Here is a 22,816-nt window from a genome sequence, read left to right on the forward strand (position 1 = left end):
GACTGGATATGTTGTCTTGCATGAAAAACACCTCTCCCAACGATACTCACCTGATCAGCCAGCTCGAACAGATTGCCGAAGGCTTGAGCAAGACCTTCAGCCCGTTCTGCGAAGTGGTGCTGCACGACTTGCGCGACCCGCAGCACTCGATCCTGGCCATCCATAACAACCTGTCCGGTCGCGCACCGGGAGACCCGACCACCGAGTTGGGCCTGGCGCGGATTGCCGACCCGGACTATCCGCAAGTCATCGCCAATTACCAGAACCAGTTCAGCGACGGTCGCCAGGTCAAGAGCACCTCGATTGGCATCAAGGGCGTGGGTGGCGAGTACGTCGCGGCCTTGTGCATGAACGTCGATCTCTCATTGTTCCGTGGCCTGCAAGGCATGCTGGAGCAGTTCGGCTCGGTCAGCGGCGACAAGCTCATCGAATCCCTGGACCCTTCCGGTGCCGACGTCATCCGTGCGCGTATCGACCAGTTCGCCGCCCGCCTGGCCACCACCCCGCGTGCGTTGAAGACGGCGGACCGGCGTGTGCTGATGCAGGAACTCAAAGACTCAGGCTGCCTGGATATTCGCCGGGCCATGGAAACCGTGGCGTCCCACTTGGGCGTGTCGCGCGCGGCGGTCTACACCTACGCCAAGTAGCGCGCCACGGCTTCAATCTCCACCAGATATCCGTGATGCAACTCGGGCACCGGTACCACCGCGCGGGCAGGGCGGTGGTCGCCCAGCGCGGCGGCGTACACGCTATCGAATGCAGGCCAGTGTTCGACGCCGGCCACATAGACCGTGACCTTCACCAAATCCTCTGGCGTAGCGCCGGCGGCTTTCAAGATCTCCAGCAGATTGTTCAAGGTTATCCGGGCCTGTTCGGCAAACGACGCCGACAGGTTGTGCTGCCCATCCGGACTGACCGGCAATTGCCCGGAGATGTACAACGTGTCGCCGTGGCGGATGGCTTGCGAGTAATGGCCGGCGGGCTTGGCGGCGTTGGGCGTCTGGATGATCTTCATGAGGCCTCGCTGAGCAGCGCGGCATACTTCTGGATATCGACGTTGCCACCCGTGACGATAATCCCCACGCGTTGGCCCTTGAACCGGTCACCTTCGTTGAGCAATGCCGCCAACCCCAGGCAGCCGGTAGGCTCCACCACCAGTTTCATGCGCTGCATGAAGAACTTCATCGCCCCCACCAACTTGGCATCCGACACGGTGAGGATGTCGTTCACCTGATCGCGGATGATCGGGAAGGTGTAGTCGCCCAAGTGTTGAGTCTGCGCACCATCGGCAATGGTAGCCGGTGTGTCGATATGCACGATGCTGCCGCTGCGAAACGAGCGTTGGCCGTCATTGCCGGCTTCGGGCTCGACGCCATACAGCTGGCAGTCGGGCGCCAGGGCGCGGGTACTCAGTGCGGTGCCCGAGAGCATGCCGCCGCCGCCGAGCCCGACGAACAACGCATCCAGCCGGCCGGTGGTCTCCAGCAGTTCCTTGGCGGCGGTGCCTTGCCCGGCAAGGATGTGCGGATGGTCATAGGGCGGGATCAGGGTCAGGCCGTGTTCGGTGGCCAGGTTACGGCCGATCTGCTCGCGGTCTTCGGTGAAGCGGTCATACAGCACCACGCGGGCGCCATAGTCGCGGGTGGCCGCGACCTTGGCGGCCGGCGCATCGGTGGGCATCACGATGGTCGCCGGTATGCCCAACAACTGCGCCGCCAGGGCAATCCCTTGGGCGTGGTTGCCGGAGGAAAACGCCACCACACCGGCCTTGCGCTGCTGATCATCGAAGCGCGACAACGCGTTAAAAGCACCGCGAAACTTGAACGAGCCAGCCCTTTGCAGGTTTTCACACTTGATGAACACCTGGGCACCGGTCAGCGCGTCGAGGGTGCGTGAGGTGAATACTGGCGTGTGGTGCGCGAAGCCTTCCAAACGTTGGGCGGCGGCGATGACGTCTTGGTAAGTCGGCATGGGGAACGGACCTCAGTGGCTTGTCTAGATAAAATATCCATAACAAGACAAATAGTAAAGGTTCGTGTGTGCATGTTAGCGTTTCGAGCTTCTCTGACCGTTAGAGGGTTACACGTTGATCCGACTCACCGACTACATCGCCCCGATCGCTCAATCCTGCCTTGCGCCGTGGGCCGACCTGGCGCCTTGGGCACTGGTCAGCCAGGCACCCGCCATCGTTCGCCAATTGTTGGCCGAACTGCCAGCCGACGAGTACCTCATTCAGGATGAAATCGCCATTCACCGTACCGCCACGGTCGAGGCGGGTGCCTTGCTCAAGCCGCCACTGATCATCGGTGCCCACTGTTTTATCGCCAGCGGTTCACTGCTGCGTGGCGGTTGCTGGTTGGATGAACACTGCATCATCGGTCCCGGCGCTGAGTTGAAGACGTCCTTCGTGTTCAGCGGCAGCAAGCTGGCGCACTTCAACTTTGTCGGTGATTCGGTGCTGGGGCAGGGGATCAATCTGGAAGCGGGGAGCATCGTCGCCAACTACCGCAATGAGCGCGATGACAAAGAAGTGTTGGTGCGAGTGAACGGGGCACTGCAACGCACTGGTTGCGATAAGTTTGGTGCGCTGCTCGGTGACCAGTGCCGGATCGGCGCCAATGCGGTATTGGCGCCAGGTGCGCTACTCAAGCCTGCCAGCGTGGTGGGGCGCGGGCAGGTGTTTGACGCAGAGGCGTGCGAATAAACACAACGTTGAAAAGACCATGGTGTGTCGGCACGATATTAAATAGAATGAATCTCATTTGAGACTCACTCGCGCCGCGCAGGTCGCTTGCCATGAATGATGCTGTTGTTCCGACCCACGCCCCCGAACTGACGCTGTCGAGCCTGTACCGTGACCACCGCAGTTGGCTGGAAAGCTGGCTGCGCCGGCGCCTGGGCAATGCCTGGGATGCGGCTGACCTGAGCCAGGATACCTTCTTGCGCGTGCTGGCCAGCGCCCAGCCGATTGCACAGATGCAGGAGCCGCGTGCCTATCTGGTCACCGTCGGCAAGCGCCTGTTGGTGAATTTTCATCAGCGGCGCAGTCTTGAACAGGCCTATCTGAAGGCCTTGGCGAGTCTCCCGGAAACCTGCGTGCCGTCGCCCGAACAGCGTTGGCTGGTGCTGGAAACACTGCAAGCTCTGGATGAATTGCTCGATGGCTTACCGGTGCTGGTCCGCCGCGCCTTCCTGTGGAGCCAACTGGAAGGCTTGGGCTACCGAGAGATCGCCGAACGCCTGGACGTGTCGGAACGCACCGTAAAACGCTACATGGCCCAGGCCTACGAACACTGCCTGCTGGTGGACCTGTGAGCCGCGACGTCGCCCGCGCCGCCGCGCAATGGTTGGCGCTGCTGGAGTCCGGCGCGGCCACTGAGCGTGATTACGCCGCATTGCAGCATTGGCGTGACAGCCACCCCCAGCATGAACAGACCTGGCAAAAAGCCCAGACCCTGCGCCAGCGTTTCAGCGACTTGCCCCAGGCTTTGGCGATGGCCAGTCTCGATCGTCCGCAACCGGGACGCCGTGCCGTGCTCAAGCGTGCGCTGGGGATCGCTGCACTGGTGCCCACCGCGTGGTTGATCAGCCGTCAATTGCCCATCGAGATCTGGCGTGCCGACTTGCATACTGCTACCGGCGAGCGCAAACGCATGTCCCTGGCCGATGGCGGCAGCTTGCAGCTCAATACCGCGACGGCGGTGGACGTGGACCTGGCGCAGCGCCGCATCAGCCTGGTTGAAGGTGAGCTGGCGTTAAATGTGCCAGGCACCACGGCGATGACCGTGCACACACGCTACGGCGAGCTGCGGGTCAGCCAGGCTGAGGTGTGTGTGCGGCAGCTGGCCACGGGTTGCCTGGTGTCGGTGCTCAAGGGCTCGGTCCAGGTGCGCGATTTGAACGGGCAGATGGCGACGTTGCAAGGTGGGCAGCAAGCGCCGCTCAAAGCCAGCGGGCTAGGGACCTGGGTGCCGTTCGATGTGCTGCAGCTCGGCTGGCGCGATGGCGTGCTGACCGCGCAGAATCAGACGCTGGGTGACTTCTTGAGGGAGCTGGAGCGTTATCGGCCGGGTGTGTTGCGCTGGGAGCCGAGCCTGGAAGACCTGCGGGTTACCGGTAGTTTTCGCCTGGACGACACCGACCGCATCCTCAACCTGCTGGCCTCAAGTCTGGGGCTGGAAGTGCAGGCGCGGACGCGGTATTGGGTAACCTTGCGCAAAGCCATGACTTGATCATTCATGGGGTGAGCAGGCTTGCTGTGGTGACTGGGCATGCTGTAGTGAGCAGGCTTCATGTGGTGAGCGGGCTTGCCCCGCGCTGGGCTGCGAAGCAGCCCCATTAGTGCCAGCGCATTTTAGCCTGGCGAAACGCGGCGTCTGTTTTAGGGCCGCTTCGCGCCCCAGCGCGGGGCAAGCCCGCTCACCACAATGATGGCGTCAGATCACATGGGCACGTTGCAGCTCAGTCAGGGATTGCGCCTTGAGCTGCGCCAACAACGGATCACGCCGGTCACGCGGGTGCGGCAGGTTCACCGCCAATTCCTGGCGAATGCTGCTCGGTCGGTTGTCCATCACCAGCACCCGGTCACTCAGGTACAGCGCCTCGTCCACATCATGGGTCACCAGCAACAAGGCGATGGCATGATGCTCGGCCAGTTGCAGCAGTAAATCCTGCAGCTTCATGCGGGTAAACGCATCCACTGCGCTGAACGGCTCATCCAGCAGCAACACCTGCGGCCGTGAATACAACCCCCGCGCAATGGCCACCCGCTGCGCCATGCCGCCGGACAATGCCTTGGGCAGTGCCTGGGCAAAGCCCTTGAGGCCGACTTCCTCGATCAACTGCGTGACCCAGGCCTTGTCGTAGTGGTTGTCATCGCTGAAACCGATGTTCTGTTCCACCGTGAGCCAGGGCATCAGCCGTGGCTCCTGGAACACAAAGGCCACTTCGCCATCGGGGCTGTGCAGTTCGCCCTGGAAGTCCGTTTCCAGGCCGGCGACGATGCGCAGCAAGGTGCTTTTGCCGCAGCCGCTGGGACCGAGCAGGCTCACGGCTTCCCGTGGTTGCAGCACCAAACGCACGTCTTTCAACACGGTGGTGCTGGCGAAGCTTTTACGCGCGACGTGAATATTCAACAGTGGTGGCGCGCTCATTGCCCGGCTCCCTGGAAGGTATCGCGCCAGGCCAGGCAACGCGTTTCCAGTGCTGCGAGCAGGCCATCGCTGACTTTGCCCAACAGCGCCAACACGATAATCGCCGCCAGCACGATATCCGGCCGCGAAGTCTCCCGCCCATCACTGAGCAGGTAACCCAAGCCCTTGGTCGCCGCGATCAGTTCGGCCGCCACCAGAAACATCCACGCCAGGCTCAAGCCACTGCGCAACCCGGTGAACAGACCGGGCAGGGCGGCGGGCAACAGGATCCGACGCACCAGCCGCCACCGGCTGAAACCGTACATCTGCCCGACTTCCACCAGCTTGCGGTCGATATCGCGGATGGCCGCGACGCCATTGAGGTACACCGGGAAAAACGCGCCAATCGCGATCAGCACGATCTTCGAGGTTTCGTCGATGCCCAGCCACAGCAGCAACAGCGGAACCCAGGCCAGGCTCGGGATCGAACGCAGTCCGGCAAACGTCGGTTCCAGGTAGGCCTCGGCCTCGCGGCTCAAACCGACCCAGGCGGCAAACACCAGGGCCAGGCTGGCGCCAATGGCAAAGCCCAACAGTACCCTGCCGAGGCTGGCGCTGATGTGTTTCCACAATGCGCCTTCGGCCAGCTCGGTGAGGGTCACGGCGATCTCGCTGGGTGCCGGCATCTGGTACGACGGCAGCCAACCCACGCGCACCACCACCTCCAGCACCAGCAGGATCAGCACCGGCAACACCAGGCCCTTGAGCCGCCTTGGCCAGGCACTGCGGTTGATCACCCCCGGTGCGGCAAGGGGCAATGCTTGGGTTTTGCTGGTCATCACGGGCTCCTTAATGGCCGAACGAGGTGTCGATCAACTGGTCGATCACCTGGTCCACGTTCACGCCTTTGCGCACCAGTTCTTCCGACACCAGGATCGGCGCGGCCGCCTTGGACGCCACCACGTCCTTGCTGCTCAGGAACGGCGTGCTCAAGTCGGTGCGCGAGAGTTGCAGCTTGGCGACTTCCAACGGCAGGCCGGACTCGTCGGCCAGCAGCTTGGCGAATTCATCCGGGTGCTTCACCGCCCAATCCCGCGCCTTTTCATAGGCACCGAGCACTTTGGTGATGGTCTGCGGATGCGCCTTGGCGAACTTCTCGGTGACGCTGACCACGCCGTAGCTGTTGAAGTCTTTATTGCGGTAGAGCAGGCGCGAACCGGCCTGGATTTCACTGGCGGCCATGTGCGGGTCGAGACCGGCCCAGGCGTCCACGTCACCTTTTTCCAGCGCGGTGCGGCCGTCCGGATGTTGCAGGTGCACCAGTTCCACGTCGTCCTTTTTCAGCCCGGCCTGTTGCAGGCTGCGCAGGGTGAACAGGTACGGGTCGGTGCCCTTGGTGGCGGCGATTTTCTTGCCCTTGAGGTCGGTGACGGTCTTGAACGGTGAGTCCTTGCGCACCACCAGCGCGGTCCATTCGGCGCGGCTGTACACGTAAACCGATTTGATCGGGCTGCCGTTGGCGCGGCTCAGCACCGCCGACAAGCTGGCGGATGACGCAAAGTCCACGCCGCCACTGTTGAGGTATTCCAGGGAACGGTTGCTGCCCTGGCTCAACACCCAGCCCACTTTGGAGTGGGGCAAGGCTTGTTCCAGCCAGCCGAAATGCTTGAGCACCAGGCTGACGGGCGAGTAATAGGCGTAGTCGAGGTTGACTTCGGCGGGATCGGTGTCGGCGGCGTGGGCCAGGGGTTGCAGGCACAGCGCGAGGGCGCAGGCGCCGAATAGGCGTTGGGTGAAGGCTTTCATGGAACAGCTCCGGCAAGGCGTTGAGAGAAGGCTTTTCTTATATTCAGAAAATTTGGTTTGCATGTTCCATCATGCTTTATAGGAATATGCAGTCTCTGTGCCATGTGCTTTGGAGGCGTGTTTCCAGGGTTCAGGAGGCATTAAGCTGTGGTGGGAGAGGGCAAATTGTTGAAGCACTGTTGGCTGGGCAACAGTTCATATATATCGTTATCGAATAAATAAAGAGTTATATATTCCTTTTAATGTTCGTAGCGATGGCGCATGTTGAGGGCCTGCGCATTCGTGCGGATTGACCCAACAGCCAAAAGGAAAGCCGACATGACCATTAAAGCGATCAACGTGCGCAACCAATTCAAGGGCGTGATCAAGGAAATCCTGCTGGGGGAAGTGGTGTCGGAAATCGACGTGCAGACCGCGTCCGGCATTGTCACTTCGGTGATCACCACCCGTTCGGTGCGTGACCTGGAATTGAAGGTGGGCAGTGAGGTGATTGCGTTTGTGAAGTCCACCGAAGTGTCCATTGCGAAGTTATAAATGACTGCCCCCGCACTCAGGCGGGGGCATTCATGACTCAAGCGATTTTCGGTCCACTACCCCCCGGTGGATGTGGCTCCGGTTTCTCTGGCGGTGCGTCCGTCGGCAAGTTCTTCGGCGCCTTGTTCGGGTCTTCGTAGTCCTTGTGCAAGCCCCCATCCAGCCGGTTGCTCGACGAACCGCCTTTTTGCGGGGTCTCGTCGAAGTGTTCCCATTCCGACTGCTGGAAGCGGAAGATGCTGTCGTCGGTTGGCGCGTCGCGACCACCGTAATGGTGGATTTCGTAGTGGGCGTATTCGACTTTGTCAGCCCAGTTATCCTGCAATAGACCGTCGCCGGCCAGGTCGCGGTACCAGTCGTTTTCCTTCTCGGTCGCCTTCTGCTTTTTGTTGTGGTCGACGAAGTAGCCGATGATCCCGCCGACCACCGCCAACACCACGCCCACCAGGAACAACGGCCCGGTCAACGCCGCCGCCGTGCCCGCGCCAAACAGCGCCGCAGCCCCCAGTACGCCCGCCGAGGCACCGAACGCACCGCCCGCCACTTGCAGGCCGCCGGCCGCCTGGGCCAGGGGATCTTTGTCTTTCACGCCGCTCTTGATCGCCAGCGCACCCAACACGATGTCGGCAAAACCGCCGGCAATGTCCGTGGCCGGGCCGAGCACCTTGATCACGGAACCGGCGATCTTCGCCGATTTAGACGCTCCCAGCTTGGCCGCACCCGCAGCCGCCAGGCCGTCATCCAGGTGCGTGGCCAGGCCTTCGGTGGCCTCGGTGACGGCCTTGTCGCCGTCGCCGAACATCTTGGCGATGCCGTCGTACTGGCTGTCCGGCACGGCATCGAGGGCGGTGGCGATCTTGGATTTGACCTCGGAGGGCAATTCGCTGACGCGGAACTCGAAGTTCGGCTCCTGCATGCCGGTCTTGCCCCAGATCTCCGGTAAGGTCTTGTCCAACCCCAGGAAGTCCACCAGGCCGCCTTTGCCCAGGGTTTCCCCGATCTTGTCGCCCAGGCGCACGAAGTGGCTGGAGCCGCCGGCAAAGCTCAGGAAGTCCTTGGCGATGGTCATGCGCTGCGCCGGGGTTTCACCCAGCTTGCCGCCTTTGCCCACCAGTTGGTAAATCCCGGAGAACAGGCTCACGCCAGCGCCCAGGGAGCCAAGGATGCCCTTGCTGTTGAGGGTGTTGAACACCTCGCCGAGCATGCCGCGATCGGCCACCGGAATGTAGGGTTTGCTCAAGGCGGTTTTCAGGTCGGCTTCGCTGATCGCACCATTTTTTTGGTAGACGGCGCCCAGCTCTTCCAGGGCCTTGGTGACAGCGGCGGATTTTTCCTTGCCTTGCAGGCCCTCGTTGAGGAATTTTTCCAGGGTTTCCTGGGTACGGCGCGGCAAGTCCAGCACGTTGCCCTTGAGCACGCCTTTGAGCAGGCCGAACAGGTCCTTGGTCGCCAGTTCCTTGTTCTCGTCGGAGATCTTGCTGGGGTCCGACAGGATCGCATTGAGGTCGGTGGTCAAACCGTCGGCCTGGATATTCTGCGCGGCCTTGCTCGCGGCTTCCGGGTCGAACAGCGACAACGACGTCAGGGTGTCGCTGAGGTCTTTCTGTGCTTCAAAGGTCTTGCCCTGGCTTTGCAGGTCCTTGAGGTACAGCACGTAATCCGGGTTGGAGGTGAGGTCCAGCAGCTTCTGCTTGATCTCGTCCTTGTTGGGCAGTTTGTTGATCGCCTCGTCCATCTTCGACTTGTAGTCAGCCTGCACGGTCGGGTCGTTGAACAGCTCGCCGATCTGCTTTTGCACGGCCTTGCCGTCGATAATGTCGTGCATGTCGGCCGAGGTCAGCTCGGTCTGCTTGTCATCGAACTCGCGCCAGGTGGTGTTGAACGGGCGCTTGGCCTCTTCGTAGCCGGTGATGCCGTGGCCGTTCTGGTAGGCCGCCTGGGCTTCGAGGGCGCGAACCAGCTTGGCGCGCGGGTCGTCCTTGGGGATCGAGCCGTTCTTCACGCCTTCGCGGTAGGTGTCGATCAGTTGGGTGGTGGCCAACTCGCTGACGCTGAGGGTGGGCGACTTATCGTCCTTTTCATCGGCATGTACGCCGGTGTCCAGGTTGAGTACGTCCAGCTCGTCGGCCTTGGGCAGGTTGTGCTTGGCGCGGGTGTCGTCCACCGAGCTGGCGCTCCAGGCTTCCCACTTGGCCGCGACATCGTCGTAGAGCTGCGGGCTGAGTTCCTTGGAGACGATGACCTTGCCTTCGCTGGTTTCATAGCGGATCAGGCCGTCGCCCAGTTCGTCCGGGGAGCCGAAGGTGATGTCGGTGTTCTTCAGGAAGTCATTCGGCCCGGCCAGCTTGTAGCCTTCGCCTTCGCTGGTGTGGATCTTGGCCCAGGTGTCATTGGCGGTGGCGACGCTCTTGAACAGCTCGGGGCTGACGTCGGCCGACACCACGACCTTGGTGCCGTCATGCAGTTCATAGGTGAGGATGTTGTCTTTCTGGTCGTTGTTCCAGTTGAAATTCTTGTAATCGTTGAGGCCCGGCACTGGCGTATTGGCGTCGGCCAGCACCGCGCCGTTGTTCAGCTCGCCTTCGACCACGGCTTTCTTGCCGGGATCGGTGTAGACCTCATGCAGGCCGGCCAGGTAATCGAACAGCTTGGGGTTGTCGTCGCGGGCCACCACCATCTTCTGGCCGTTGCTTTCGAAGCGGATCAGGCCTGGGCCGACTTCATCGACCGGGCCAACCGCCGTGCCGCCGTAGGGTGGCCACACTTCATTGTCGCTGGCGCGCTTGTAGCCGGCGTCTTCGCTGCTGGACAGGCCGGTGAAGCTGGCATAAGCGTCCTTGGCTTTCTGGAAAGCCTCGGGGTTATCGCGCTGGCTGATGACAACCTTGGTGCCGTCCTGAGTCTCGTAGCGGATCACGCCTGGCCCGGTTTCATCCGGTGGGCCGAGGGATTTGTAGTCGGCGAGTTTTGCCGGGGCGCTGCCATCGGCGCCGAGGCTCTGGTAGCCGGCATTCTGGCTGGCGACCACGCCGGAGAGGGATTTGAAGTCGGTACTGACCTGCTTGAACAGCTCGGGGCTGTCCTGTTCGCTGACGATGACTTTCTTGCCGTCCTGGGTCTCATAACGAATCAGCCCCGGGCCGACTTCATCGGGCGGGCCGATGGCCTTGTAGTCGGCCAGTGCCGGCGGTGGCGTTGCATCCTTGGCGGCCAGTTCGTAGCCGTCCTTCTTACTGGCATCCAACCCGGACGGCGTCTTGTCGTGGGCCTCGACCTTCTTGTTATTGGCGCTGTTCTTGAGCAGCACATGGAACGGCGCGCCGGACTTGGGCGGCGTGCGGGGAAGGGCTTTGGGGTCGGACGAGCGATCGAGGGGCTGGGTCGTCATGCCATGGAACTCCTGCTGTAGCCGGTTGTGGCGGTCGGCAAAAACAGTAACAGCAGGGGTTCGGCACTCGTTGCGAAAAGTTGTGAATTAGGCCTGACGGTTGCGCAGCGCGCGCTCCATGCGGTGCAGGCCTTCTTCCAGCATGGCCCGTGGGCAGCCGAAGTTCAGGCGCACGAATTGCTGGCTGTCGTCACCAAACTCGATCCCGGCGCTCAAGCCGACCTTGGCCTGCTCCAGGAAAAACTGCTGCGGGTCATCCAGGCCCAGGGCGCTGCAATCCAGCCAAGCCAGGTAGGTGCCTTGTGGCGCATGCATGACCACGCCAGGCAGGCGGGTTTGCACGGCGTCGAGCAGGTAGTCGCGGTTGCTTTGCAGGTACTGCACCAGCGCGTCGAGCCAATCACTGCACTGGCTGTAGGCCGCGCGGGTGGCTTCCAGGCCCAAGGGGCTGACGCTGTCGACCATGCCGCAACGGGCATGGTTGAAGCGCTCGCGGATCTCGGCGTTCTGGATCACCGCAAAGCAGGTCTTCAGGCCGGCGACGTTGTAGGCCTTGCTCGCCGACATCAGGGTAATGGTGCGCTGGGCAATCTCGGGGCTGAGGCTGGCGGTGGGAATGTGGCGACGGCCGTCGAAGCACAGTTCGGCATGGATTTCGTCGGAGATGATCAGCGCGCCCTGTTCCAGGCAGGCGTTGGCCACGGCCAGCAGTTCTTCGCGCGGGAAGACTTTGCCCATGGGGTTGTGCGGGTTGCTCAGCAACAGCGCACCCGCGCCGGTCAGCGCCTGGCGCATCGCAGGCATTGGCGTGAGGTATTCGCCGTTCACCAACTCGAAGGGCACTTCGATGCGCGGCAGGTTCCAGTGGCCCGGTGCCAGGCGAATCGGCCGGTAGTTAGGGGTTTGCAGCACCACCGGCTGTCCTGGCTTTACAAACGCGTGCAGCGCCATATTGAAGCCGGGCTCGACGCCGGGCAGGAACAGCAGTTCATCCGGCTGTACGCGCCAAGCGTACTTGGCCCACAGGTCGGCGATGATTGCCTCGCGCACATCCGCCCCGGCGACGCTGTAGCCCAGCACCTGTTGGTCGAGGCGCGCGTGCAGGGCTTGCAGGACGGCGGGCGGGGCGGCGATGTCCATGTCGGCGATCCACATCGGCAACACGTCTTGCGGGTAACGGTTCCACTTGGTGCTGCCGGTGCCGAGGCGGGGGTGGATCGTGTCGAAATCAAAGCTCATGGGGGGCTCGTATCAGGAAGTCAGGCGCAAGAATGGCGCTGATTCTAGCGCCATTATTTTTATAGGCCAGAGCTGATTGCCGCCGCGAGTTGCCGGTGCGCCTGTTCCAGGGCGCGGTTGACCGCTTCTTCACCGCGCACCATGGCCGGCAGGTAGACGAAATCCACCGAGTGAATGCCCACCGTCGACAGGATGGTGCTCATGTACGGGGTCAGGAAGTCCGGCTCATGGCCCTTGCGGGCGTTACCTGAACTGACCAGCACAAAGGTGCGCCGGTCCTGTAGCAAGCCGACTTTGGCGAACTGTTCATTCACCGTAAAACTGCGCTGGATGCGCACCACATGGTCGATCCAGGCCTTGAGCGCCGCCGGCACGGTGAAATTATGCACGGGGGTGCACAGGATCAGCAGGTCGCAGGCTTCCAATTCCACAATCAATTGTTCCGAGAGTGCCGTGGCACTGCCGCTGAGTCCGCCGGGGGTGGTCAGCGCGTTGGCATATTCACGGGTCAGGGGCGGCAGTGCCTGGCCGCCGTAGTCACGCTCGGTCACCGCGGCGTCGGGGACCAGGTCGCGCAACAAGGCGCGGGCGAGTTTGAAGGTTTGCGCGGCTTTGCCGTGGGGACTGAAACTGAGGAGCAGGGCGCGGGTCATTGGCTCAGGTCCTGGGAAAAGTGCATGCCCAGGGGCAACAGGCCCTGGCGGAAATAGAAGCGCTGGGCCAGGGCCATGTGCATGCCGGTGTCCAGTACCAGCCAGCGGTAGCCACGGGCGCGGGTTGCTTCGCGTACGCGGTCCAGCAGGTGTTCGCCCAGGCGGCGCCTTTGTTGCGTGGCGTCTACGACCAGGTCATCTACGTAGATGAAGCGGCCATACAGGGTGTTTTCGGTCAGCCGATAGCCGGCGAGGCCGATTACGTTGCCGTGTTCTTTTGCTGCCAGCAGGTGGTAGCCGTTTTGACGTTGGCGCTGGATTTGTTCGGCGAATGCTGGGGCGTCGGTGAGGTGGGGGCGCAGTTGGTGCATGACTGGGAAGCTGGCGATGAGGTCGGCCTTGGATTCCAGGTGGGTGAATTCGATGTGGTCATTCATGGTGAGCCTTTGTGTTTTTTAGGATGTGCCATTGTTGAGGGTGTGGCGAGAGGCGGACAGGGGCATGATTGGACATGTGGGTTGGGGCATATCCGTTATTTAGGTAACGGCTGCTTAGGGTTCCGCCCTTACGGCGGCTCACTTTGGAAAAGCCGGAATGCCGGCCCAGCCCAAAGTAAGCAAAGGGCTCTTGCCCCAACACTCGGCACCTCGCTTAGGCTCGGTGTGCCCTCACTCCGGCTTGAATCCGTGGGCCGCCGCGATGGGCCATCCTTGGCCCAGCGCGGCTAACCCGGCGTCCTGCCGGGTTACCCACGGATTCAAGCCTGCGTTCGGCCAGCGTGTTTGACGGGGCGCCCAAGATCAAAATCAAAAACAAAGCCAGAGCCAGAGCTGAGTTAGATCTGCTTTTCTGTGGGAGCAACTGTCTTTGAGGATTTATTTTAAAAATAATCCTTTCGGACATGGCTTCGCCAGTAATACCGCGTAGCGGTATTACTGGCGAAGCCCGCGCTTCAGTAAAGTGCCCCTCATTTGTTATCAGGCTGCGGGGACCTGAGATTTCTGCTCTCTCCAACCCGTGCCATCTCGCAGCATTGCGTTTAGACGAATCAAGAGCTTTCGCATGCATGCCACAACAGCGACCTTCGCAAGCTTGCCTCGCGCTCGCAGAGCCTCATATTCGGCTTTGACTTGCGGATCGTGCTGAACCATTGACCAGGTCGACATATAGGTTGCGCCACGCACCGTATAGCGCCCGCCCTCGATTGATCTAGGGCCGCTCTTCTTGCCGCTATCGTTGTTGTAGGGCGCTAACCCTGCCAAAGCCGCAATCTTGCGTCCCGACACGGTTCCAAGCTCAGGAAGAAATGCCAAGAGCGTTCCGCAGGTGATGGCTCCGATCCCTTTCACCGACCTCAGTCGTCTGGCTTTCTCCTGATCCAGCACGGTCGAGGCATCCTCAATCTCCTTACCCAATGACTTGATCTGGCCCTCCAGGTAAGCGATGTGATCGGTGTAAGTGGATATGGCTTTAGCGCATGTGGTTTGCTTCATCCGGCGCTTGTCGCTGTCCCGGCTCTTGACCAAGCTGCCTCGCAGCTTGAGCAATTCGCCCAGCTCATCCCGATCCTTATTCGGTTCAACATGCGGCAAGTCCTCGAAATCTCTCGCAAATTTCGCCAGCATCTGAGCATCGATCTTATCGGTTTTAGCTATCTTGCCCATTGCTCTCGCATAGTCGCGAGCGCGTTTTGGATTGACGCGAAAGACATTCAAACCCTCCAACCGCAAGGCTCTGAGCAATGCCCTTTCATAGCCGCCGGTGGCTTCAAGCAAGACCCTTCCCACCTCAAGCTCGTTCAGGCATGTGATCAGCCGAGTGAAGCCCTCAAGGTCATTACTGACCTGAAACTGCGTGTAATTCGCAGGAAGAAACCCCACATCCACAGTCGCTTTCGAAACATCGAGACCAACATAGTAGGAAATCATCGCCAAACCCTCTTACACTCAAGAAGTGAGAGCACTCTGACCTATCCCTAGCTTGTGATTTCGAGTTTTGCCGCTCATCCAACTGTTCGGGCTTCTGGTCAGAGTGAGAGGTGGATGGCGACTTGGCTCCCACTCGTGCTTTAAGCACCGCTGGCTTTCAGTCTGCCATCCACTGCTCTCACCCTTCTGAGTTTAAGAGATCTTGAAGACACAAGCTGGCTTGCCTGCGATGCAGGCACCTCGGTACATCAGGTACACCCAGGTGATGCCATCGCAGGCAAGCCAGCTCCCACATTTGACCGAGTTAGACCAAACAATACCGGTCGGCTCTAAGGCCGCCGCGCTTTTGCTTTTGATCTTAGGCGCCCCGTTAAACACGCTGGCCGGAATTCGGCAGTGATTTGGGGGGCGGCGGCCCCCCAAATCACTGTCGGATTACGGGCACACCGAGCGTGAGCGAGGTGCCGAGTGTTGGGGCAAGAGCCCTTTGGTTACTTTGGGCTGGGCCGGCATTCCGGCTTTTCCAAAGTGACCCGCCGTAAGGGCGGAACCAATACCCGCCATCACCCAAATAACGGATATGCCCCCAATCACAACCCCTGACTCCCCCGAATCAAATCATAAGCCTTCCTGGCAATCGGATTCGCCGTATTCGGCCGAATCCAAAGGTAATACGTCACCTCCGGCAAGCGCGGCAACCCATCCGTCTCCCCCAACACCCGCATATCCGGCCCCAACATCTCCATACTCCGCGGCGTCACCCCCAACCCCGCCCGAGTCGCCGCCTTGATCCCGATCAAATTCGAAGCCAGGTACGCCTGGCGCCAAGGAATATTCGCCCGCTCCAACGCCTCCAGCGCATAACGCCGATAAATGCTCGGCTCATCCACCAGAATCAACGGCAGCGGCTCACTCGCCTGGTGAATATACTGGGCCGAACAAATCCACCACACCGGCGACGTGCGCAACGCAAACCCCTCCAGGTTCGGATCGGACCGCGTGGAAATCACCATGTCCACCTTGCCCCGATGCAAGTCATCCATCAAAAACGGACTGCGCCCCACATCGATCTCCAACCGCAAACGCGGCGCCGAGCGGGCGATGTGACTGAGGATCGGCGGCAGTATCGTGTCAGCAATATCGTGGGGCGAGCCAATACGCAGCACACCACTCAGGCTGCTCTCACGCAGCGAATTCAACGCATCGTCATTCAACGACAGCATCTGCCGTGCATGGCGCAGCAACTGCAAGCCCGGCTCGGTCAGTTGCTTTTGCCGGCCACGCTTCTCGAACAGACTGACCCCCACTTGCTGCTCCAGGCGTTGCATGTGCTGGGTCACGGACGATTGGGTGCGCGACAGGTGCATGCCGGCGCCGGCGAAGCTGTGGTGGTCGACCACGGCAATAAAGGTGCGCAGCAGTTCAAGGTCAAGGGTCGACATGGCCGGTTCCAGAGGCGGTTTTTATATCAAGCGTGTGAAGTTAAACATTACAGATATTTATGTATGGGTGAAGCGTATTTTTAGCGCGCCCCGTAAATAATGGCATATGTCGTAATCGTAGCTCGTGCAGACACGGCAAGTTATAACGATATGAGATATTTGCATTTCCGTTGCCCCCACACTCTCCCTAGCATGCCCCTCTATCAGGTCGGGGTACGCCGATCATTTGCCAGGGGGAAGTCCAATGAAGTTGAAAAAATGGTTGCCGGTGGCCCTCGGGTCGATCATCGCGTTGGGCAGCAGTGTGGCGGCGCAGGCCGATGCGACCCTGGACAAGATCGAGCAGCGTCATGTGCTGGTGGTCGGCGTGCTGTTGTCTGGCGGGCCATTCGGCAGCATTGACCCGACCACGCAAAAGCCCAAGGGCTTGAACGTCGATCTGGCCAACGAACTGGGGCGTCAACTCAAGGCAGAGGTGCAATTGGTGCCGGTGTTGCCGGCCAACCGTGTGCAGTTCCTGCAACAGGGCAAGGTCGACTTGCTGATCGCCAATATGGAATGGACAGCCGAGCGCGGTGAGATCCTCGGTTTTGTGCCGACCCCGTTCTACCGTATTGGCGGCGCAGCGGCGGTGCTCAAGGACAGCAAGATCGCCCGCTGGGAAGACCTCAAGGATCAGCCCGTATGCACTTCGCAGGGCAGCAGCTACGTGAAGCCACTGACTGAGTTCGGCGCTCAGCTCAAGGCATTCAAGAGCTCTTCCGAATCCCTGCTGGCCCTGCGCGGCAACAACTGCGTGGCGGCGGTGCATGACTCGACGCTGATCAACCCGTTGATCAATGACAGCCCCGAGTGGAAGGACTACCGCGTCATTACCCCGGAACTCAACCCGGCGCCTTCGGTGATCTGGACCCGTCGCGGCGAAAGCGATACCCAGGCCAAGCTCGATCCGATCGTCAAGGAGCTGCACCGCAGCGGCTGGCTGATCGACGCCCAGACCCGCAACCGCATCAGCCCGGCTTCGCCTGCGTTGGTGGAATTGCAGCAACAGTTCAAGGGCGCCTGATATGCATTTCAAGACCTTCACCGTACTCGGCCTGGCGCTGTGCGCCGGCTTCGCCCAGGCCGATGCCACCCTCGACAAGATCCAGCAACGCCACGCCATCAGCGTCGGGGTGATTCTCAGCGGGCCGCCGTTCGGCACCCTGGACCCCAAGACCGGTGAGCACCTGGGCTACAACGTCGAACTGGCCAAGGGCATCGGCGAGGCGCTGGGCGTCGAGACCAAGACCGTGTCGGTACTGGCGCCCAACCGCGTGCAGTTCCTGCAGCAGGGCAAGGTCGACATCCTGATCGCCAATATGCAGTTCACCGAAGAGCGCGCCGAGATCCTCGATTACGTGCCTACGCCCTACGAAGAAGTCGGCGGCGCGGCGTTGATCCGCAAAGGCGCTGGCATCCAGCAGTGGGCCGACCTCAAGGACAAGCCGGTGTGCGTGTCCCAGGGCAGCAACTTCATCAAACCGCTGCAAGAGACCTACGGCGCGCAGATCAAGGCGTTCCGCAGCCAGTCCGAGTCGCTGTTGTCGCTGCGTGGCAATGGGTGTGTGGCGGCGGTGCACGTCAGCCCGACCATGCACGCTTTGCTCAGTGATGCCGAATGGGAGGGCTATGAAATTCCGTTGCCGGGCGACCTGATTCCGTCCAACTCGGTGATCTGGATCCGCAAGGGCGAACACGACACCCAGGCCAAGCTCGATGCCATCGTGAAGGGTTGGCATAAAAGCGGTTTCCTGATCGCCCTCGGCGAGCGTACCGGCATGGCGCCGTCCCAGGCCCTGCGCGATTTACATGAGCAATACAGCCATGAGTGATGCGTTGTTCGCCACCTTGCAACAGTTGCTCGGCGCGGCCCATGTGCAAACCAGCGAGCAAGCGGCGCACTACCTCACTGACAAACAGGGCCGCTACACCGGCCACGTGATCGCGGCGGTGCATCCGGCCAACACCGAGGAAGTGGCGGCGGTGGTGCGTGCCTGCGTGGCGCTGAAGGCGCCCATCGTGGTGCAGGGTGGCAATACGGGGTTGATGGCCGGTGCTACGCCGGATGCCAGCGGACGTTCGGTGTTGCTGTTGCTGGACCGCATGAACCGTGTGCGTTCGGTCGACACCGACAACGACACCCTGACCGTGGAAGCCGGGTGCATCCTGCAACATGTCCAGGACGCGGCCCGCGCAGCTGATCGCCTGTTTCCCCTGAGCCTCGGCGCCGAGGGCAGTTGCACCCTTGGCGGCAACCTCGGCACCAATGCCGGCGGCACCGGCGTGCTGCGTTATGGCAATACCCGTGATCTGACCCTGGGCCTGGAAGTAGTGACCGCCGAAGGCGAGATCTGGCATGGCCTGCGCGGGTTGCGCAAGGACAACACCGGCTACGACCTGCGCGACCTGTATATCGGCAGCGAAGGCACCCTGGGCATTATCACGGCCGCCACCTTGAAGCTGTTTCCGCTGCCCAAGGCCCAGGCGACCGCATTGCTGGCGTTTGATGAGCTGGCGCACGCCGTCGCTTTTCTGTCCCATGCCCGTGCCGGTTTTGGTGCGAGCCTGACGGCGTTTGAATTACTCACTGCTGATTGCCTGGCGCTGTTGCGCGATCAGTTTCCGGAGGGCCCGCAGCCGTTCAAGACGGCCAATCAGCCCTGGTTCGCCCTGATTGAGCTCTCTGACAACCACAGCGAAAGCCATGCTCGCGAAGCCTTCGAGGCCGTGCTTGGCGAGGCCTTCGAAAAGCAGTTGATCAGCGACGCCCTGATCGCTGAAAGCCTGGCGCAAAGCGAAGCCCTGTGGTTGCTGCGCGAAAACATGAGCGAGGCGCAAAAGCGTGCCGGGCGCAATATGAAGCACGATATCTCGGTGCCGATCTCGCAAGTGGTCGCCTTTGTGGCGCACACCGACGCGTTGTTGCAGCAGCATTTTCCCGGGGTGCGTCACTTCACCTTCGGCCACTTGGGCGACGGCAACCTGCATTACAACGTGGCCCATCCACTGGATTCGACAGTGGACGCGCACATGGCGCACTACGCCGAACTCAGCGCCCTGGTGCACGACAGTGCCCATGCCCACGGTGGTTCGATCAGTGCCGAGCACGGCATCGGCCAGCGCAAGGTCGGCCTGCTCAGCCGCTATAAAAGCCCGGTGGAGCTGGACCTGATGCGCCGCATCAAGCAGGCGCTGGACCCGCACAACCTGCTCAACCCCGGCAAAGTCCTTGAGGTACAGCCATGACCCTACGCCTGTCCCAACGCGTGCAGCGGGTGTCGCTGTCCGCCAACGCCGCCGCCAAATCCCGCGCCACTGAGTTGCGCGAGGCGGGGCGCGATATCCTCGATCTCACCACCGGCGAGCCGGATTTCGATACCCCCGAACACATCAAGCAGGCGGCCTATGCCGCGATCGCGGGCGGTGCCACCAAATACACGCCGACGCCCGGTGTAAAAGCCTTGCGCTTGGCCGTGCAACGCAAGCTCGCGGATGAAAACCGCCTGGACTATCCACTGTCGTCCATTGTGATCGCCAACGGCGCCAAGCAGATCATCTTCAACGCGTTTGCCGCGACCCTGGATGACGGTGATGAAGTGCTGGTGCCGACACCCTACTGGCCATCGTTCCCCGACAGCGTGCGCTTCAATGGCGGCGAGCCGGTGTTCATCGAGTGTGGGCTGGAGCAGGGCTGCAAACTGCTGCCAGCCCAGCTGGAGCAGCACATCACTGCGCGTACGCGCTGGCTGATCCTCAATGGCCCTGGCAACCCGAGCGGCGCGGTGTACAGCGAAACCGAGCTGCGCGAGTTGGCCGAAGTGCTGCGTCGTCATCCCCAGGTGCTGGTCCTGCTGGATGAACTCTACGAACACATCCGTTTCGACGGCCGCCCGGCGCAGAGTCTGCTGAACGTTGCTCCGGATTTGCTCGACCGCTGCCTGTTGGTGGGCGGCGTGTCCAAGACCTACGCCATGACGGGCTGGCGCATCGGCTTTGGGGCGGGGCCGAAAACCTTGACCGATGCCATCGCAGTGGTGCAATCCCAATCCACTTCTGGTGCGTCCTCGGTGGGCCAGGCGGCTGCAATGGCGGCTTACAACGGTGGGCTGGATTTTCTTGCGGAGCACGTCGCGGCTTATCAACTACGCCGGGATATTCTGGTGGAAACGCTTGCAGCCGTTGACGGCCTTGAAGTCCTGGAGCCTCAGGGCGGTTTCTTCGTCTTCGTGCGTTGCGCCGCGCTGCTGGGACGCGTTCGCCCGGACGGCCAGCGCATCAACAATGACGATGACCTGGTGGCCTGGCTGTTGGAGGAGGGCGTCGCCGGAGTGGCGGGCAGTGCCTATGGCCTGTCGCCGTGGTTCCGCCTGTCCATCGCCACGGCGACTGACAGCGTTGCAGAAGCCGGACGGCGTATCGCAAGCGCCTGCGGAAAGTTGCAATGATGGAGGTTTTCGTCCACTGGGCTGCGGGTATCGGCCTGAACTACAACTTTCTGTTGGATGCCTACCAGCGTGGCACGCTGGTCCAGGGCGCGCTGACCACCGGCCTGCTGTGCCTGTTCACCATTATTGGCAGCCTGTTGGCGGGCATCACGCTCGCGGCGATGCTCACCTCGGGTAACCCGTGGCTGGCCAAACCGGCGCGGGTGTTCGTCGAAGTCACGCGCAACACGCCGACCCTGGTGCAGCTGTACTGCGCGTTCCTGGTGCTGAACATGCTGCTGACCCAGGCAGTCGGTGCGGCGAACCCGCTGACGCCGTTTGCCTGGGTGGTCATTGTGATTTCCCTGCACAAAGGCGCGTTCCATGCCGAGGCCTTGCGCGCCGGCATCGAGGCGGTGCCGGCGGTGACCCTGGAAGCCGCCAGTTCCCTGGCTTTCAGCAGCCGCCAATTGTTGTGGAATGTGCAGTTGCCCCTGGCGCTGCGTTTTGCCTTGCCGTCGCTGATCAACAACCTGATCGACCTGGTGAAGATGACCGCCGTGGCCTCCGCCATTGCCGTGGGCGATATCACCTACGCGGCCATCATGATCTGGACCCAGAGCGATAACGTGCTGGAACTGATGATCCTGATCCTGAGCTTTTTCGGCCTGCTGAGTTTTATCGTCAATTGTGTGGGGCGCTGGCTGGAAGCGCGCCTGAGGATGCCCGGCTATGGCCATTGATTCATTCCCGGTGTTGTCGGCGTTGCTGCAATGGTCGCCGGCACTGGTGGCCGGTTTCGGCCAGAACATCCTGATCAGCGTGGTGGCGATTGCCTTGGGCTCGGTGCTGGGCTTGTTGATCGGTGCGTTGGCCTTTTCGCCGTTGGGCTTTGTCGCGCGGCTGTGGGTGCAAGTGTTTCGCAATGCGCCGTGGCTGGTGTTGATCTATTTCACTACCTACGTGTTCCCGTTCGAGATCCACATCGGCAGCAGCTACGTGTCGTTCCCCGATTGGGTCAAGGTCACCATCGGCCTGGCGTTGCCGGCCAGCGCCAACGTGGCGGAGATCTTCCGGGGCGCCATCGGTTCGATCCCCAGCACCCAGTGGGAAGCCGCGCGTTCCCTGGCGTTCACCCGTGGCCAGTTGTTCCGTTCGATCATCCTGCCGCAGTGCTTCAAGCGCATGTTGCCGCCGTGGATGAACCTGTACGCGGTGGTCACCATGGGCACCGCGCTGGCCTCGCTGGTGGGCGTGCACGACGTAATCGACACCGCGCAGATCGCCAGCAACACCGTGAACATGACTGGCTTTACCGTGCTGATCTACTTGAGCCTGCTGGTGCTGTTCTTTGCCTATTGCTACCCGATTTCCCGTCTCACCCAACACCTGGAGCGCCGTTATGCCTTCTACTGAACCCTTGGTGAGCCTGCGGGATGTGCACCTGTCGTTCGGCGCCAACCCGGTGCTCAAGGGCATCGACCTCGACGTGCTGCGCGGCCAGGCGGTATCGATCATCGGCCCGTCGGGGTCGGGCAAGTCGACGATCCTGCGCTGCATCACCGGTTTGTTGCAGCCCCAGCGCGGCAGCATCCGCGTGGGCCAGACCCAGGTCGATACCTTGGCCCAGGAAGCCCAGCGCATCGAGTTGCGTAAGCGCGTTGGGTTTGTGTTCCAGCAGTACAACCTGTTCCCGCACTTGTCGGTGCTGGAAAACCTGGTGATCGCCCCGCGCAAGGTGCTCGGCCGCAACCGTGCCGACGCCGAGAAAGACGCCCGCGCCTTGCTGGCCAAGGTGCGCATGGAGCACAAGGCCGATGCCTATCCCGGCCAACTGTCCGGCGGCCAGCAACAGCGCGTGGCGATTGCCCGAGCGTTGGCGATGCGTCCGGAGCTGATCCTGTTTGACGAGGTGACCTCGGCACTAGACCCGGAGACCGTCGGCGAAGTGCTGACGGTGATCCGCGAACTTACCGAAGAGGGCATGACCTGCGTGTTGGTCACCCACGAAATGCGCTTCGCCGAAGAGATCAGCGACGTGGTGTATTTCACCGAAAACGGCGTGATTGTCGAGCATGGCAGCGCGCAGCAGATCTTCCAGAACCCGGCCAGCGAACGCACCCAGACGTTCCTGCGCCATGCCTTGGGCGACACGGGGCGCCGTGGCCCCATCGCCCACGACCCGTACCTGTTGACCAATTTGAGCCGTTACAGCCTGTCTGTCTGAT

Annotated in this window: 23 protein-coding genes; 12 read left to right on the forward strand and 11 right to left on the reverse strand. The window is 61.5% G+C overall.

Annotated features, from left to right (window positions below):
* The first annotated feature begins 20 nt into the window (after positions 1–20).
* Positions 21–647 carry a helix-turn-helix transcriptional regulator gene (locus OZ428_RS15730; RefSeq protein WP_033901663.1) on the forward strand — a complete coding sequence of 209 codons (627 nt, stop codon included), beginning with the start codon at positions 21–23 and terminating at the stop codon, positions 645–647.
* Here the strand turns inward: OZ428_RS15730 and OZ428_RS15735 are convergent.
* Complete coding sequence (locus OZ428_RS15735) at positions 635–1,015, reverse strand: RidA family protein (protein ID WP_177053947.1); 381 nt, start codon at positions 1,013–1,015, stop codon at positions 635–637. The two genes, OZ428_RS15730 and OZ428_RS15735, sit on opposite strands and share 13 nt — an antisense overlap.
* Entirely contained in the window at positions 1,012–1,971 is a 960-nt protein-coding gene (locus OZ428_RS15740) for a threo-3-hydroxy-L-aspartate ammonia-lyase (protein ID WP_269134011.1), read from the reverse strand. The genes OZ428_RS15735 and OZ428_RS15740 overlap by 4 nt, the downstream gene beginning before the upstream one ends.
* 115 nt (positions 1,972–2,086) lie before the next feature.
* Between OZ428_RS15740 and OZ428_RS15745 the strand changes: the two genes are divergently transcribed.
* From OZ428_RS15745 to OZ428_RS15755, 3 genes are all read left to right on the forward strand, one after another.
* Positions 2,087–2,704 carry an LpxA family transferase gene (locus OZ428_RS15745; RefSeq protein ID WP_269134013.1) on the forward strand — a complete coding sequence of 206 codons (618 nt, stop codon included), beginning with the start codon at positions 2,087–2,089 and terminating at the stop codon, positions 2,702–2,704.
* A gap of 92 nt (positions 2,705–2,796) precedes the next feature.
* The gene (locus OZ428_RS15750; RefSeq protein ID WP_269134014.1) at positions 2,797–3,315 is read left to right on the forward strand and encodes a sigma-70 family RNA polymerase sigma factor; all 519 of its coding nucleotides are present in this window, start codon (positions 2,797–2,799) and stop codon (positions 3,313–3,315) included.
* Positions 3,312–4,232: a FecR domain-containing protein gene (locus OZ428_RS15755; protein ID WP_269134015.1), complete on the forward strand. Its 921-nt coding sequence runs from the start codon at positions 3,312–3,314 to the stop codon at positions 4,230–4,232. Before OZ428_RS15750 ends, OZ428_RS15755 begins: the two co-directional genes overlap by 4 nt.
* A 204-nt stretch (positions 4,233–4,436) precedes the next feature.
* Here the strand turns inward: OZ428_RS15755 and OZ428_RS15760 are convergent, their stop codons facing one another.
* From OZ428_RS15760 to OZ428_RS15770, 3 genes are read right to left on the reverse strand one after another with little or no spacing between them, the layout of a single operon-like run.
* A complete protein-coding gene (locus OZ428_RS15760) occupies positions 4,437–5,153 on the reverse strand; it encodes an ABC transporter ATP-binding protein (protein WP_269134017.1) in 717 nt (238 codons plus the stop codon).
* Positions 5,150–5,971, reverse strand: coding sequence for an ABC transporter permease (locus OZ428_RS15765; RefSeq protein ID WP_269134018.1), 822 nt, complete (start codon positions 5,969–5,971; stop codon positions 5,150–5,152). Before OZ428_RS15765 ends, OZ428_RS15760 begins: the two co-directional genes overlap by 4 nt.
* Before the next feature lie 10 nt (positions 5,972–5,981).
* Positions 5,982–6,938: an aliphatic sulfonate ABC transporter substrate-binding protein gene (locus tag OZ428_RS15770; RefSeq protein ID WP_038844016.1), complete on the reverse strand. Its 957-nt coding sequence runs from the start codon at positions 6,936–6,938 to the stop codon at positions 5,982–5,984.
* A gap of 318 nt (positions 6,939–7,256) precedes the next feature.
* Here OZ428_RS15770 and OZ428_RS15775 point away from each other — a divergent pair, with 318 nt between their 5' ends.
* Complete coding sequence (locus OZ428_RS15775) at positions 7,257–7,472, forward strand: TOBE domain-containing protein (protein ID WP_003173733.1); 216 nt, start codon at positions 7,257–7,259, stop codon at positions 7,470–7,472.
* 37 nt (positions 7,473–7,509) lie between these two features.
* On the opposite strand, the gene OZ428_RS15780 is transcribed toward OZ428_RS15775, so the two are convergent.
* From OZ428_RS15780 to OZ428_RS15805, 6 genes are all read right to left on the reverse strand, one after another.
* Positions 7,510–10,860, reverse strand: coding sequence for a hypothetical protein (locus tag OZ428_RS15780; RefSeq protein WP_269134020.1), 3,351 nt, complete (start codon positions 10,858–10,860; stop codon positions 7,510–7,512).
* An 87-nt stretch (positions 10,861–10,947) separates the two neighbouring features.
* Complete coding sequence (locus OZ428_RS15785) at positions 10,948–12,099, reverse strand: MalY/PatB family protein (protein ID WP_269134021.1); 1,152 nt, start codon at positions 12,097–12,099, stop codon at positions 10,948–10,950.
* A gap of 59 nt (positions 12,100–12,158) precedes the next feature.
* Positions 12,159–12,752: an FMN-dependent NADH-azoreductase gene (locus OZ428_RS15790; RefSeq protein WP_269134022.1), complete on the reverse strand. Its 594-nt coding sequence runs from the start codon at positions 12,750–12,752 to the stop codon at positions 12,159–12,161.
* Entirely contained in the window at positions 12,749–13,189 is a 441-nt protein-coding gene (locus OZ428_RS15795) for a GNAT family N-acetyltransferase (RefSeq protein WP_269134023.1), read from the reverse strand. Before OZ428_RS15795 ends, OZ428_RS15790 begins: the two co-directional genes overlap by 4 nt.
* A 540-nt stretch (positions 13,190–13,729) precedes the next feature.
* A complete protein-coding gene (locus OZ428_RS15800; protein ID WP_269131116.1) occupies positions 13,730–14,680 on the reverse strand; it encodes a transposase in 951 nt (316 codons plus the stop codon).
* Between the two features lie 590 nt (positions 14,681–15,270).
* The gene (locus tag OZ428_RS15805; RefSeq protein WP_269134025.1) at positions 15,271–16,122 is read right to left on the reverse strand and encodes a LysR substrate-binding domain-containing protein; all 852 of its coding nucleotides are present in this window, start codon (positions 16,120–16,122) and stop codon (positions 15,271–15,273) included.
* A 244-nt stretch (positions 16,123–16,366) separates the two neighbouring features.
* Between OZ428_RS15805 and OZ428_RS15810 the strand changes: the two genes are divergently transcribed.
* From OZ428_RS15810 to OZ428_RS15840, 7 genes are read left to right on the forward strand one after another with little or no spacing between them, the layout of a single operon-like run.
* A complete protein-coding gene (locus tag OZ428_RS15810; RefSeq protein ID WP_269134026.1) occupies positions 16,367–17,188 on the forward strand; it encodes a transporter substrate-binding domain-containing protein in 822 nt (273 codons plus the stop codon).
* A gap of 1 nt (position 17,189) precedes the next feature.
* Positions 17,190–17,996 (forward strand): transporter substrate-binding domain-containing protein, encoded by an 807-nt coding sequence (locus tag OZ428_RS15815; RefSeq protein WP_269134028.1) that lies wholly within the window; start codon positions 17,190–17,192, stop codon positions 17,994–17,996.
* Positions 17,989–19,410, forward strand: a complete 1,422-nt coding sequence (locus tag OZ428_RS15820) for an FAD-binding oxidoreductase (RefSeq protein ID WP_269134029.1) — start codon at positions 17,989–17,991, stop codon at positions 19,408–19,410. The genes OZ428_RS15815 and OZ428_RS15820 overlap by 8 nt, the downstream gene beginning before the upstream one ends.
* Complete coding sequence (locus OZ428_RS15825; protein WP_269134030.1) at positions 19,407–20,609, forward strand: aminotransferase class I/II-fold pyridoxal phosphate-dependent enzyme; 1,203 nt, start codon at positions 19,407–19,409, stop codon at positions 20,607–20,609. Before OZ428_RS15820 ends, OZ428_RS15825 begins: the two co-directional genes overlap by 4 nt.
* Positions 20,606–21,331 (forward strand): amino acid ABC transporter permease, encoded by a 726-nt coding sequence (locus OZ428_RS15830; protein WP_016977968.1) that lies wholly within the window; start codon positions 20,606–20,608, stop codon positions 21,329–21,331. Before OZ428_RS15825 ends, OZ428_RS15830 begins: the two co-directional genes overlap by 4 nt.
* Positions 21,321–22,004, forward strand: a complete 684-nt coding sequence (locus OZ428_RS15835; protein WP_269134031.1) for an amino acid ABC transporter permease — start codon at positions 21,321–21,323, stop codon at positions 22,002–22,004. The genes OZ428_RS15830 and OZ428_RS15835 overlap by 11 nt, the downstream gene beginning before the upstream one ends.
* On the forward strand, positions 21,991–22,815 hold the full coding sequence (locus OZ428_RS15840) for an amino acid ABC transporter ATP-binding protein (protein WP_033901629.1): 825 nt from the start codon (positions 21,991–21,993) through the stop codon (positions 22,813–22,815). Before OZ428_RS15835 ends, OZ428_RS15840 begins: the two co-directional genes overlap by 14 nt.
* The last annotated feature ends 1 nt before the right edge of the window (position 22,816 follow it).

The organism is Pseudomonas sp. GXZC (genome assembly GCF_026967615.1).
In the GTDB taxonomy this organism is placed as follows: domain Bacteria; phylum Pseudomonadota; class Gammaproteobacteria; order Pseudomonadales; family Pseudomonadaceae; genus Aquipseudomonas; species Aquipseudomonas azotoformans_A.